At 65.9% G+C, this 13,211-nt stretch carries 10 protein-coding genes and 1 other RNA gene; 6 read left to right on the top strand and 5 right to left on the bottom strand.

The features are described from left to right. Nucleotides 1-112: 112 nt before the first annotated feature. Together mscL and ssrA are read left to right on the top strand one after the other, a co-directional pair. Nucleotides 113-598, top strand: coding sequence for a large conductance mechanosensitive channel protein MscL (mscL, locus tag MBENS4_RS21735; RefSeq protein WP_039394715.1), 486 nt, complete (start codon nt 113-115; stop codon nt 596-598). 5 nt (nt 599-603) lie between these two features. Next, nucleotides 604-980, top strand: a transfer-messenger RNA (tmRNA) gene (gene ssrA, locus MBENS4_RS24975). Nucleotides 981-1,067: 87 nt separating this feature from the next. Here ssrA and MBENS4_RS21730 read toward each other — a convergent pair. Further along, the gene (locus tag MBENS4_RS21730) at nt 1,068-1,382 is read right to left on the bottom strand and encodes a hypothetical protein (protein WP_242405046.1); all 315 of its coding nucleotides are present in this window, start codon (nt 1,380-1,382) and stop codon (nt 1,068-1,070) included. A 285-nt stretch (nt 1,383-1,667) separates the two neighbouring features. On the opposite strand from MBENS4_RS21730, the gene MBENS4_RS21725 reads away from it, so the two are divergent. The 3 genes from MBENS4_RS21725 (at nt 1,668) to MBENS4_RS24425 (ending at nt 5,732) form a co-directional block, all read left to right on the top strand. After that, entirely contained in the window at nt 1,668-3,785 is a 2,118-nt protein-coding gene (locus MBENS4_RS21725; RefSeq protein ID WP_039394712.1) for a malate synthase G, read from the top strand. A gap of 111 nt (nt 3,786-3,896) precedes the next feature. After that, nucleotides 3,897-5,135: a hypothetical protein gene (locus MBENS4_RS21720; protein WP_039394709.1), complete on the top strand. Its 1,239-nt coding sequence runs from the start codon at nt 3,897-3,899 to the stop codon at nt 5,133-5,135. A gap of 102 nt (nt 5,136-5,237) precedes the next feature. Next, nucleotides 5,238-5,732: a PilZ domain-containing protein gene (locus tag MBENS4_RS24425; RefSeq protein ID WP_052322605.1), complete on the top strand. Its 495-nt coding sequence runs from the start codon at nt 5,238-5,240 to the stop codon at nt 5,730-5,732. Here the strand turns inward: MBENS4_RS24425 and rsmA are convergent. The 4 genes from rsmA to MBENS4_RS21695 form a co-directional block, all read right to left on the bottom strand. Continuing rightward, a complete protein-coding gene (rsmA, locus tag MBENS4_RS21710) occupies nt 5,714-6,547 on the bottom strand; it encodes a 16S rRNA (adenine(1518)-N(6)/adenine(1519)-N(6))-dimethyltransferase RsmA (protein WP_039394707.1) in 834 nt (277 codons plus the stop codon). The genes MBENS4_RS24425 and rsmA overlap by 19 nt on opposite strands. A 13-nt stretch (nt 6,548-6,560) precedes the next feature. After that, entirely contained in the window at nt 6,561-7,622 is a 1,062-nt protein-coding gene (gene pdxA / locus MBENS4_RS21705) for a 4-hydroxythreonine-4-phosphate dehydrogenase PdxA (RefSeq protein ID WP_052322604.1), read from the bottom strand. Between the two features lie 23 nt (nt 7,623-7,645). Further along, nucleotides 7,646-9,004: a peptidylprolyl isomerase gene (locus tag MBENS4_RS21700; RefSeq protein ID WP_039395850.1), complete on the bottom strand. Its 1,359-nt coding sequence runs from the start codon at nt 9,002-9,004 to the stop codon at nt 7,646-7,648. 267 nt (nt 9,005-9,271) lie between these two features. Then, nucleotides 9,272-11,617 carry an LPS-assembly protein LptD gene (locus tag MBENS4_RS21695; protein ID WP_039394704.1) on the bottom strand — a complete coding sequence of 782 codons (2,346 nt, stop codon included), beginning with the start codon at nt 11,615-11,617 and terminating at the stop codon, nt 9,272-9,274. Nucleotides 11,618-11,745: 128 nt separating this feature from the next. Between MBENS4_RS21695 and MBENS4_RS21690 the strand changes: the two genes are divergently transcribed. Then, nucleotides 11,746-13,209 carry a leucyl aminopeptidase gene (locus tag MBENS4_RS21690; RefSeq protein ID WP_039394701.1) on the top strand — a complete coding sequence of 488 codons (1,464 nt, stop codon included), beginning with the start codon at nt 11,746-11,748 and terminating at the stop codon, nt 13,207-13,209. Nucleotides 13,210-13,211: the final 2 nt, after the last annotated feature.

Below are 13,211 nucleotides of genomic sequence, written 5' to 3'. Positions count from 1 at the left end.
ATGCTGCGGGCAACAAAACGCACGCTCCCGCGTTGGCGGGCGTCAACAAACCTTTGTGTGCTGGGGCTGGCTGTGCATAGTTCCGCCATCGTGTTCACCATGGGGCAAAGGCATGACAGTCTTCGAAGAATTCAAGAAGTTCATTTCGCGCGGCAACGTGCTCGACCTGGCGGTCGGCGTGATGATTGGCGCCGCGTTCGGCAAGATCGTGACCTCGCTCACCGAGAACGTGATCATGCCCGTCATCGGGGCCCTGATGGGCGATCTCGACTTCTCCAAGTACTTCATCCTGCTGGGCGAGATCCCGGCAGATTATACCGGCTCGCTTACCGACTACACCGCGCTCAAGGCGGCGGGCGTCGCGATGATCGGGTATGGCGTGTTCATCACGCAGATCATCAACTTCCTCATCATCGCTGCGGTCCTCTTCATGCTGGTGCGCACGATCAACAAGGTGATCGACGAGATGGAAGCCAAGAAGAAGGAGGCCGAGGTCACCGCGGAGGCACCCGCTGTTCCCACCGATCCCCAGCTCGACACGCTGCGCGAAATTCTGGAGGAACTGCGCAAGTCGGGGAAAGCGCCTCCGATGGCGTGACACACGCCCTTCACATTCCGGGAAAACGCCCTATATGGGCAGCTGTCGGTTTCGGCCGACTATGACGATAAAGTGTACCGTGCAATAGGCACAGCGGACCCGGGGGCGGTACCCGGCGGCTCCACCATCACCCGTCCCGCAGCTTCCTTGGAAGGGCGGGACAACCCTGTTGTCGCAGGGGTGTTGACGGGGCCGAACTAGGATCGACGTGTGTTGAAAAGCGGTGTTTTCGTCCGGGCTGAGTAACCCGTTAAAGGCTCAAAACTCATAAGTGCCAACGACAACGAAGCACTCGCTCTCGCCGCGTAATTCTAGGGGCTAACGCCCTGAAGTTACAAAGCTAAAGCGCGGTTGGACCCACCGGGCAACAGAAGCGGATTCCAGGGGCCCGGGGTGAGCCTGGCAACAGAATCACCCCACCGTTTCCGACATTTCGAGATGGTTTGCGATACCGCGCCGCCGCGCGGCGTCAGGCCGCTTCGCGTCCTGCGGTAAGGGCATCGTCCTGCGGCGCGCTGTGGCGGATGGTCGCGACATTGGGCGTGCCGTACCTAGGCCGGGCGAGAAGCGCGGCCTTCTCATACTTGATGCAGTCGAGGATCTTGGCGCCGGCCATGAAGACCGCGCCCGTGCAGGCGAGGAAGAGGAGCTTGCCCCCGGTCCCGGGAAACTGCACGAGATAGGCCTGTCCACGCTGCACGGCGCCCGTCGCCAGAGCGTAGATGATCATGTACGCTTCCCAATGGGTCTTGATAACGAACAGGCGGGCGACTTTTCGAAGCATTTCCATCCTCTTGGCGCCCCTCCTGTCAAGCAAGGGGCGTGCCAGTACCGCGATCCCGGGGGACTCGATCACTAACAGCTCCTTACTTGTAAGGCATGCCGACGCCCGGTGTAATACGAGGCTACACCGTTTCCGATGGAACGTGCGCGCCTTGCGCCTTGCCGAGACTTGCGCATCGCGCGAATTTGCGGCATAGGGCGCTCAATCCTCCCCAGGACATACATGGTACTGTCTGAAGTGCGCCCGACTCGGATCGAGCTCGCGCGCATCATGGTGTGAGGATTTATGACCAAGAGGATCGAACGCTGCGGCCTTCGCGTCGATGCAGCTCTCGCGCAGTTCATCGAGAACGAGGTTCTGCCCCCGATCGGCCAGGACGCGGATGCGTTCTGGAATGGCTTTGCCACACTTGTGGGCGAATACGCGCCGCGTAACCGCGCGCTGCTGCAAACGCGCGAGGATCTGCAGGCGCGCATCGATGTCTGGCACGGCGAGCGCGCTGGCCAGCCGCTTGACGCGCAGGCCTACGAGGCCTTCCTGCGCGAGATCGGCTACCTCGTCCCCGAGCCGGGGGACTTCACCATCGCCACGAAGAACGTCGATCCCGAGATCGCGACGATGGCCGGGCCGCAGCTGGTCGTGCCCGTTCTCAACGCGCGCTTCCTCCTCAACGCGGCCAATGCGCGCCGCGGCAGCCTTTACGATGCCTTCTATGGCACCGATGCGCTCGACGCGCCGCCCGCGCAGGGGCCGGGCTACGATCCGCAGCGCGGGAGTGCTGTCATCGCGGCCGGACGTGATTTCCTGGACCGCGCGATCCCGCTGGCACACGGCTCCTGGGCCGACCTCAGCGATGTTGCGGAGCGCGAACTTGCCGACGAGACCCAGTACCTGGGCGAGACGGAAAAGGGCCTGGTCTTCACCAACAACGGCCTCACCATCGAGCTTGTCTTCGATCCCCAAAGCCCGGTTGGGCAGGGGGATCGTATGGGCCTGTCCGACATCGTGCTCGAAGCTGCACTCACGACGATCGTCGATCTGGAGGATTCGGTTGCCGCGGTCGATGCCGAGGACAAGATCGCGGCCTATGCGAACTGGCTGGGCGTCATCCGCGGGGATCTGTCCGACACCTTCGAGAAGGGCGGAAAGACTCAGACCCGCACGCTCGCGCCCGACACGCAGATGGTGACGCGTGAAGGTGAGCGCACCGCGCTTCCCGGCCGCTCGCTGCTGTTCGTCCGCAATGTCGGTCACCTGATGACCAACCCGGCGGTCCTGCTGCCCGATGGGAGCGAGATCCCCGAGGGTATTCTCGATGCCGTCGTCACCAGCGCCATCTCGACGCAGGACGTGAAGGGGCTGACGCGGTACGGCAACAGCCGCCAGGGCTCCATCTATATCGTGAAGCCCAAGATGCACGGGCCCGAGGAATGCGCCTTCACCGACGATCTGTTCAACGCGGTTGAGGATCTTCTCGGTCTTGATCGTCACACCATCAAGGTTGGCGTCATGGATGAGGAGCGCCGCACCTCGGCGAACCTGGCCGCCTGCATCGCAGCGGTGAAGGAGCGTGTCGTCTTCATCAACACCGGCTTCCTCGACCGCACCGGCGACGAGATCCACACCTCGATGCGGGCCGGGCCGATGATCCGCAAGGCCGACATCAAGGGCTCGACCTGGATTGCCGCCTACGAGACGCGCAACGTCGCGATCGGCCTCAAGCACGGCCTGTCCGGTATCGCGCAGATCGGCAAGGGCATGTGGGCCGCGCCCGACAGGATGCACGACATGCTCGCGCAGAAGATCGGCCACCCGCGCACCGGCGCCAACACCGCCTGGGTTCCGTCGCCCACGGCCGCGACGCTCCACGCCATGCATTACCACCAGGTCGACGTCTTCGGCCTGCGCGAGGAAATTGCGCAGGAGGCGATCCCTGGGCTCGACCAGTTGCTCCAGATCCCGCTCGCCAACGGGGCCAACTGGTCGCCCGAGGAGATCCGCGAGGAGCTGGACAACAACGCGCAAGGGCTGCTGGGCTATGTCGTGCGCTGGATCGACCAGGGTGTCGGCTGCTCCAAGGTTCCCGACATCAACGATGTGGGCCTGATGGAAGACCGCGCGACCTTGCGCATCTCCAGCCAGCACATGGCCAACTGGCTGCTGCACGGGGTGTGTACCCGCGAACAGGTCCAGGATTCGCTGCAGCGTATGGCGGCCAAGGTCGATGCGCAGAATGCAGGCGATCCCCTCTACGAACCGATGGACGGCAACTGGGAGCGCAGCCTTGCCTTCCAGGCGGCGTGCGACCTTGTATTCAAGGGTGTCGAGCAGCCGAGCGGGTACACCGAGCCCCTGCTGCACGCCTGGCGCCTCAAGAAGAAGTCGCTGGTCCTCGCGGCCTGATCTCTGTGGCCGTCTGGTCCTGCTCGCAGGGCAGGGCTAGGCGCGCCGCCGCCTGAAAGGTATCCTCCCGTGCACAAGGCCCGCCAAGGGCTGCTGCCGGGAGGATTTTTCATGGCTCTACGACGCTCTCTTCGTCTGTCGCTTGGCGTGCTGCTGGGCAGCGTGGCGCTTTGCACAGGCGCTGCGGTTTCAGGACAGGGTGATCCTGAGGCCGCGCTGGTTGCGGTCGAGAGCGAGCACCTGGCTCCTGCCGTCCCGATGCCGCGCTTCAAGGCGGATGCGAACTGGCCACGACTTCCGGCCGACACGATCCTGGGACAGATCCCGGGGCTCTCGGTCGGGCCCGACGACAGCGTGTGGATCGTCCAGCGGCCCAATTCGCTTGACGTGCACGAGGCGGGGCTGGCCGCCGATCCCCCCACGACGCTCAGCTGCTGCCGTCCCGCGCCCCACGTCATCAATTTCGCGCCAGATGGCACGCTGCGCCGCGCTTGGGGCGGGAAAAGCCACGCTCCCGAGATCGGGGGGACTTCGCAATGGCCGGACAATGTCCACGGCCTCTTTGCCGCGCGCGATGGCACGGTCTGGGTCGGCGGGAATGGGAAGGACGATCACGTCGTCCTTCAGTTCACTGCCGATGGCCGGTTTCTGCGCCAGTTCGGCCAGCGCGGGAAAAGCGAAGGTAACGAGAGTGCGCGCTATCTCGGCAATCCGTCCGATGTCTTCGCCGACGGGGACAGCGTGCTGGTCTCCGATGGCTATATCAACAAGCGGATCGTGCAGTTGAGGGAGAAGGACCTGTCGTTCCTGCGGTTCTGGGGGGCGTATGGTGCCAGGCCCGGAGGTGGAACGCGCGCGCAGCCATTCGACCAGAGCCAGGCCGCCAGCACCGGCGATGGCGGCGCGGATCCTGCCTCGCGCTCCTTCGGTGACATCGTGCACTGCGTGGAGCGGGGGCCGGAGGGGCTCATCTACGTCTGCGATCGGCGCAACAACCGCATCCAAGTCTTTCGCGAAACCCAGGGCGATGGGGAGGCCTCGGGTGGGCTGGAGTTTGTCCGCGACATTGTCATCGCGCCGGGGACCGGAGGACTGCGCTCGGCCTCGGACGTCGCCTTTTCGCCCGACGGGACCTATATGTACGTCGCCGATATGGCCAATGCGAAGGTCTGGATCCTGGGGCGCGAGAGCGGCGAGGTGATCGGGAATTTCGGACGCGTCGGGCGCTATCCTGGCCAGTTCTTCTGGCTTCATTCCGTGGCGGTCGATAGCCGCGGCAATGTCTATACAACCGAGGTTGGAACCGGGCGCAGGGTGCAGAAATTCGTACCGGTTGGAATGATCCGATAGTTCAGGTCTTGCGCAGGTTTCCGTTTTTTAATCTGCAGGATAGCATTTTCTGGTAGATTGATGGGCAGACGCAGCTGGCGCGTTACGCAAAAGGGTCTTGCCATGCCGTTCCACAAACAGCGTCGCGAAGAGCGGATCGATCTGGATCTGGAGGCCATTCTCGAGGTCGGTGATCGCGACTGCCCCGTGACCCTGCTGAATGCCGCGTCGGGAGGCGTTCTGGCTCTCCTCGATACGCCGCCACCACGCGGAACGGCGGTTTCCCTGAGGGTGGCCGGTCGTCATCTTGATGGTCAGGTGCGCTGGCGCGGGGCGGATCGCTGCGGTATCGCGTTTCGCGAGACGATTGACGTTACGGCGCTGCAAGTGGGCCGGTTGCTACCCGCGGGGCCGCCGCCGATGGCCCATCGCGGTGACAGCTATAGGGGGCCTCGCGGTATCCTGCGAACGATCATCCACGAGGGGCCGCCATCGGGCCGCGTGCTCAATGGGGCGCTGTTGGTCCTTGCGCTACTCTGCACGCTGCTCGCGATTTCGCGCCTGAGCGCGCCGCCCGGGATGGGCGTACCGACGACGCTTTACGCGCTCCTTGACTGACCCAATGTGCGGGCAATCGCCACGAACTCGGCGACCGAGAGCGTTTCCGCGCGGCGCTGCGGATCGATGCCGATCTCCTCGAGCGCGGCGAGCGCGCCGGGCACGCTCTTGAGGCTCTGACGCAGCATCTTGCGGCGCTGTCCGAAAGCGGCCTCTGTTACGCGCTCGAGCAGGCGCATCGAGACGCCTTCGGGGGCTTCGCCGGGTACCACGTGCACGATGGCGGACATGACCTTGGGCGGCGGGGTGAAGGCGCTGCGGTGGACCTTGAGCGCCAGCTTTGCCTTGGCGCGCCATTGCGCAAGCACGGCAAGGCGCCCGTAGGCTGAGGTGTTCGTCTCGGCGACGATGCGCCGGGCGACCTCTTCCTGGAACATGAGCGTGAGCGAGCGCCACTGCGGCGGCCATTCCTCGCCCGAAAGCCAGCCCGTGAACAGCGCGGTGCCCACGTTGTAGGGCAGGTTCGCGACGATGTGGTAGGGCCCGTCGAAGAGCGTGGCGGGCGCGATCTTCATCGCATCGCCCTCGATCACCTTGAGCTTGCCGGGAAAGGCGGCTTCCACTTCGGCGAGGGCGGGGAGGCAGCGCCGGTCCATCTCGATCGCGGTAACCTCGGCCCCTGCGCGCAGGAGCGCGCGGGTGAGGCCGCCAGGACCGGGGCCGACCTCGAGCACCTTCTCACCCGCGAGCGATCCGGGAATGGCGGCAATGCGGTCGAGCAGCTGCTCGTCGAAGAGGAAGTTCTGGCCCAGCGCCTTCGAGGCGGAGAGGCCGTGGCGGGCGATAACCTCGCGCAAGGGGGGAAGCGTGCTCATGGCAGGGGATCGCTCATGGAAGAAGGCCCGCAGCGCGGCGGGCGGCGCATTCGCCGGCCATGCGCAGCGCCGCGATCATGGCGCCGGGGCTCGCGATGTTGCGGCCCGCGATGCCAAAGGCGGTGCCATGGTCGGGCGAAGTGCGGATGATGGGAAGGCCGAGCGTCACGTTGACGCCGGCGTCGAAGTCGAGCGTCTTGATCGGGATCAGCGCCTGGTCGTGGTACATGCACAAGGCCACGTCGTATCCTGAACGCTCGTGCGCGGCGAACAGCGCGTCGGCCGGGTGCGGGCCGGTGACGGCCAGCCCCTCGGCCTGGAGCTGGGCAATGGCGGGCGCGATGACGTGGATTTCCTCCTCGCCCATGCGCCCGTCCTCGCCCGCGTGCGGGTTGAGGCCAGTGATCGCGATACGCGGGGTCACAAGGCCAAAGTCACGCACCAGCGCGCGGGCAACGATGCGGGCCTTGTGGGTGATGAGTTCCGGCGTGATCAGTCCGGGAACACGGGCAAGCGGTTCATGCACGGTCAGCGGCACGGTGCGCAAGTTGGGTCCGGCGAGCATCATCACGGCATCGTCGGGGCCCAGCGCGCAGGCCTCGGCCAGAAACTCGGTCTGTCCCGGATGGGCGAAACCGACGGTCGCAAGCCGCGCCTTGGCAATCGGGCCCGTCACGACCGCGCCTGCCGCGCCGGTGCGCGCAAGGTCGGTTGCCTCGGTCAGCGAATGAAGGGCAAGGCGCGCGCCCGCCTCGTCGGGCGCTCCGAACTGCGGCGCGCAGTCGGCTTCGCCCAGAACAGGCAATGCCTCCTCGAAGATCTCGAGTGCCTGGGCCGGACGCTCGATCTGGCGCACGGGCAGGGTATGTCCGCGCGAGGCGGCGGCCATGCCCAGCGTCAGGGCTCCGCCGACCGTGAAGAAGGGCGAGAGTCCCGCCGCGCGGCGCTGCAGCCAGGCTTCGGCGATCAGCTCGGGGGCGATCCCCGCCGGATCGCCGAGCGAGACCGCGACGGGCGCGGCGCTTGGCCTCGTCCCAGTCGGAGTCACGGTCGGAGCGGGGGCAGGGCTGTCCATCGGCTCAGCGTTTCGGCCTTGCGTCAGTTGTACTCGATGACGGCATCGCGACGAAGGTCGCGCAGGTACATCTGCGCGCGCTTGTTGATGCGTTCGTCTTCCATCTGCGCCATGAGCTGGTCGAAGTTGGGGCCGCTGCTCGACTGCGGATCGTCGCGGCCGCACAGCATGAGCATGCGCACGCCGTCTTCGAGCGAGCCAAACGGGGGCAGGCTTTCACCCGGCGAGAGCTGGAGGATCGCCGACTGGATCTGGGCGGGCAGGTCGCGCGCCTTGACCTGGTCGTTGGTGACGACCTGCGCGCCGATGGTGGCGGCGACTTCCTCGACGTTGCCGCAGCCCTTGGCGCTCTGGATCGTCTTGGCGAAATCCTCGGCGCGCTGCCCGGCCTGGGCCTCGGTCGTGCCCTTGGGGAAGGTGATCGAGATCTGCTTGAGCGAGAGGATCGCATCGCGCGGATCGGCGGTCAGGACCTGGCGCTTGTCGATGAGGTAGAGGATGTCGAAGCCGCCGGGGACTTCGACCGGGCCAACGAGCTGGCCGGGCTGCATCTCGCGCGCGACCGTGGCAAGCTCGGTGGGAAGCTGTGCGAGGCGAATCCAGCCAAGATCGCCGCCGACCGCGGCGGTCGAGGCTTGCGAGTACTGGCGCGCATAGGCAACGAAGCTGCCGCCTTCGCGGATCTGCTGCACGATCTGCGAGGCGTTGTTGTAGACCTGCTCGCGCGCTTCGGCGGGGGCGGCAAGGTAGATCTCGCCGATGCGGTATTCCTCGGTGCCCTTGGAGGCTTCGAGGCGCTGGATCGTCTCGTTCACCTCGTCCTCGGAAACGTTGATGAAGGGGGCGATGTTGCGCTGGAGAAGGCGCTGCCAGGACATCTCGCCACGGATCTGGCGCTTGAGCGATTCGGCCGAGGAGCCGATGCGCTTGAGGTAGGCGTCCATCGCCGAGGTGTCCTGGTCGAAGTTCTGGGCTGCGACGCGGGCATAGGACTGGTCGATCTCGGCCTGGGCGACCTCGACCTCGTTGGCCTCCGCTTCCTGGATCTGGAGCGTTTCGTCGATGAGGTTGCGCAGGACCTGGAGGCGCAGGCGCTTCTGGTCTTCTTCGCTCAGCTCGTTCTGGTTGGCCGCGAGGATCAGCGCGAGGCGTTGGTCAACGTCGGTGCCGGTGATGACGTCACCGTTCACCACTGCGGTTGCCTTGCGCACGTTGGGGTTGTCGTTGCCGAAGATCTTGACGTCGTCGGGGATGACGATCGCGCCCTGGGGGGCGGACTGCGCGCTCGCAGCGCCCGTGCCCAGCACGCCCGCAAGGACGGCGAGCGAGGCAACGCCGGCCAGAGTGCGCTTCAGGAACCTGTTGCGATTGACTGCTACCACCGTGATTTCAATCCCGTATTCGGCCACCCCCGAAGGGTGGCTCCGCCCGAGGCGGAAAAATGTGTCGTCCGCCTGCTAAGTGCGGACATGGATGCGCCAACCTGCCGCAGAACGGCTTAACGCAAGCTGTCGCGGCGGGGCTTATCGGAAAATGCGCTCACCCGATAGCGGCTTTGTGGACTGCTGCCAACGCCGGGCGTGGCAGGCAGTCCGTGCAGGGCCGTTGAATGCGGGGTCCTTCAATGCAGGCCCCTCAATGCAGGCCCCTCAATGCAGGCCAATGTTCTTGAGGCTGAAGCTGATCAGGAACGAGTTGCCGCTGCGTGCGTCGCCGTTCGAGATATAATCGCGCCGCCAGGTGAAGCCGACACGCAAGCAGTCGTCCTCGTAGGAGGCGCCGAAGCGGGTGCGCAGCGGCTGAAAACCGTCCGACCTCGTAACCGGATCCTCACTGGCATCGGTCAGGTTGATGACGGCCGAGCCGAACACCGACCAGTGACGGGCGAAGGCCACGCGGCCCGCAGCGCGAAGCTCCTGCCGGTCGCGAAGGTCTTCCACGCGGCCGAGTTCGGAATCGTCGGGCAGGTCGACGGTGTAGATGTTGCGGTTGAGGTCGGTGTAGCCGACTTCGATGTAGGTCTTGGAATTGCCGATCACCGCGTCGATCTCGTTGCGGCGCACCGCCAGGCTGGACTTGTCGAGGCGGAAGCGGTGGATCAGGCGTACGAAGTTGCGATAGCGCAGCTCGGTACGGCCCACGATGTCCGAAAACGTGCCGGTAAAGCCGGTGCCGTCGGGGGCGATGTTGTCATCGCCCGACATGCGGATGCTCTGGCCAATCTGCGAGGTGATGCGCCAGCGCGAACGCTCGAAGCGCCAGTCCAGGCCATAGGTCATGCGCGTGCCGTCCTCGATCCGGTCGTAGCCGGGGAAGCGGTTGAGCGCGAAGAGGTTGCTCGTCTCCAGCTCGATCGCGCGCGCATCCTCGTTGGGGATCGAGAGATTGGGCGTATCAGGCGCGGCGACGAACTGGACGCGCGGGGTCAGGACCTGTTGCCCGCCGAAGACTTCGCCCACCATCGGCCATTCGACATCGAGCGCGGCAAGGGCCACGCCGCGCGTCTGCCATCCCGGCTGGCCGCGGTAGAGGAAGGTGTTCGTCCCGTAGTTCTCGTCGGAATGGTAGATGTCGCCGCGCACGAGGGCGGTTGCGGTGACGATCTGGCCCATTCCGGTGACTTCGCGGCGCGACCACTGTGCGCTGGCAAAGGCGCGCTGGGTGTCCTGGCCATCGGTGCGGGTGAGCGCGAGGGCGTTGAGCTGGGTCTCGATGCGCCCGCCTGCCACCGGGTCCTTGAATCGGCGGCGGTAGTCGATGGCGGGCAGGGCAATCGGGATCTGGCCCTGGTCGCGGGTCGACTGCATGGTCTGCGTGGCATAGCCCGCAATCGAGAGGTAGCTCTTCGCGTCGATCCGTTCGAGCTCGACGAGCGAGCGCAAGCGGTCATCGCGGCTGATGTCGTAGCGGCGCAGGAACGTGCGGTCGGTCGCGCGGCGCAGGAACCCGGTCACGCTCCAGTGCTCGCTCAGCTGGAACTTGCCGTTGGCCTCGACATAGCCGCGAAAGGCGCTGCTGCCGGTCGGGCTGCCGGTGGCCCCATAGATCGGGATGCGCTCGCTCGAGGTCGCGTAGCCGGTGATCTGGTAGGCGCCCTTGTCGGTCAGCGCGCGGTATTCGACCGAGCCCATCGGGGCGGATTCGGTGAAGAGGTGCAGCGTGCCCGTGATGTCGCGGTTCTTGTCGATCTTCCAATAGTAAGGAATGCCGACTTCGATGCCGTTCGAGGGCGAGGAGCGCAGGTCCGGGATGAGGAAGCCCGAGACCGCATCGCCGTCGGTGCTGATGGTCAGACCCAGCAGGGGCAGTTGCAGGGCTCCGAACAGTTCAAGGCGCGCGTCGCTGAAGCGCACGCGCTGCTCGGCCTCGGAATAGGTCACGCTCTTGGCGACGACCTTCCAGGTCGGCTCCTTGGGGCATTCGCCGCGGCCCACGACCGAGCAGCCGGTGTAGGCGGCATGGTTCAGGATGACATCGCCGTTGCCCAGGCGCTGGCCGTCCTTTGCCGCGAGGCGTCCACCTTCGCGCAGGACCAGCAGCAGGTTTTCCAGCATGCCGGTCTTCAATTCGTCCGTGAGTTCGACCTCGTCGCTGAAGACCTGGTTGCCGCGTTCGTCGACGAGGCGCACGTTGCCGTTCGCCAGGATCTTGCCGCTGGTGCGGTTCCAGGTGACCGAATCGGCGCGCACCGATTGCCCGTCGCGGCGCAGCACGACGTTGCCGCTGGCGGTCACGCTCTCGCCGTTCTCGTCGTATTCCACAACATCGGCTTCGAAGGCGACCGGGACGGCCTCTTCGGTCGCGGGCGCGGGTTCGGGAGGCGCCTCGGTGATCGGGGCCGTTCCCGGTGTGCGGGTCAAGTCCTGCGCTGCGGCGCTTGCAGGCAGAAGCGCAGCGGCTCCCCCCGTGGCGAGGGCAAGCGTGAGAGCGTTCAGCGAAACAGGTCGCAAGCGGGAAAAAATGGCTTGCAGGGGAGACGATGCGGCTGGGAGCATGGCTTGCCTATCGCACCGCCTGTGCCTAACTGCAATCCATGCTTGCGGTGAAGCGCACAGCCCTGCCGCTCATCCGGCGCCCGGGCGGTGCGGTACACCTGCAAAAAGGTGAGAGTTCAGGAGAATTCATGAAGATCCAGTTTCTTGACGCGGCGTCCCCCTCCAGCGCGCGTCTCGTCGTCCGCTTCGTAAACCAGGACGCAGTGCCCGCCGATCTCGAGCCGGTGCTGGCCGAAGGTGCGAAGCTTTCGCGCTTCGCAGGCAAGACGGGCCAGGTCTTCGACGGGTTCGTGGAGCGGGGCGGGGCAACCGTGCGCGCGGTCCTGGCCGGGATCGGTGGTCCCGATGCGGCCGACCGCAGCGCTGCCATCGAGCGTGCCGCGGCGGCCGTGACGGCGAGGTTCCTGACTTCGGGCGAGGAAGCCATCGCCTTTGATCTGACCGGCGCCGGTTTCTCGGCTGAGGATGCCGTGGCGGCCCTGACGGGTGCCGAGCTGCGTTCGTGGACCTGGACGAAGTACCGCACCACTCTCAAGGACGAGCAGAAGGTCAGCCTCACCTCGCTCGACCTCGTCGGCGCGCCTGAGGGCACTGAATCGCTCTGGGCCGTGGAAAAGGGCGTGGCCGAGGGCGTCGCCTTTACCCGCGAACTGGTGACCGAACCGGCCAACACGATCTACCCCGAGAGCTTTGTCGAGCGTTGCCAGGCGCGCATGGAGGGCAGCGGCCTCGTCATCCGCGTTTTGGACGATGCTGAAATGGCCGAGCTGGGCATGGGCGCGCTTCTGGGCGTCGCGCAGGGCTCGGTGCGTCCCGCGCGCCTGCTCGTCATGGAGTGGAATGGCGGCGCCGAGGGCGACAAGCCGGTGGCCTTCGTGGGCAAGGGCGTGACCTTCGATACGGGAGGCATCAGCCTCAAGCAGCCCGGCGGCATGGAAGACATGAAGTGGGACATGGGCGGCGCCGGTGCGGTCGCGGGTGCCATGCTCGCGCTCGCCAAGCGCAAGGCCAAGGCCAACGTGGTCGGTCTGTGCGGCCTGGTCGAGAACATGCCCGACGGCAACGCGCAGCGTCCCGGTGACGTGGTCACCACGATGTCGGGGCAGACCGTCGAGGTCATCAACACCGACGCCGAGGGCCGCCTGGTCATGTGCGATGTCCTGACCTACGCGCAGCAGACCTACGACCCGGTCCGCATTCTCGACGTGGCGACTCTGACCGGCGCGATCCTGATCTCGCTGGCGCACGAATACGCGGGCCTGTTCACCAATGACGATGATCTCGCCGCCGATCTTGATGCGGCGGGCAACGCATCGGGCGACAAGGTGTGGCGCATGCCGATGGGCGCGGCTTACGACAAGCAGCTCGACAGCGCGATTGCCGACATGAAGAACGTGGGCACGCGCTTTGGCGGTTCGATCACCGCCGCGCAGTACCTGCTGCGCTTCATCGACAAGGGTCGTCCCTGGGCGCACCTCGACATCGCAGGGATGGCCTGGGCCGACAAGCCCGGCGCCACCTGGGGCAAGGGCGCGACCGGCTACGGCGTGCGCCTGCTCGACCGCCTCATCCGCGATACCGCGGAAGGCTGAGC

Source organism: Novosphingobium sp. MBES04 (assembly GCF_000813185.1).
Taxonomy (GTDB): domain Bacteria; phylum Pseudomonadota; class Alphaproteobacteria; order Sphingomonadales; family Sphingomonadaceae; genus Novosphingobium; species Novosphingobium decolorationis.
Note: the sequence above shows the minus strand (reverse complement) of the source record. Positions and strands in the feature narration are given on the sequence as shown.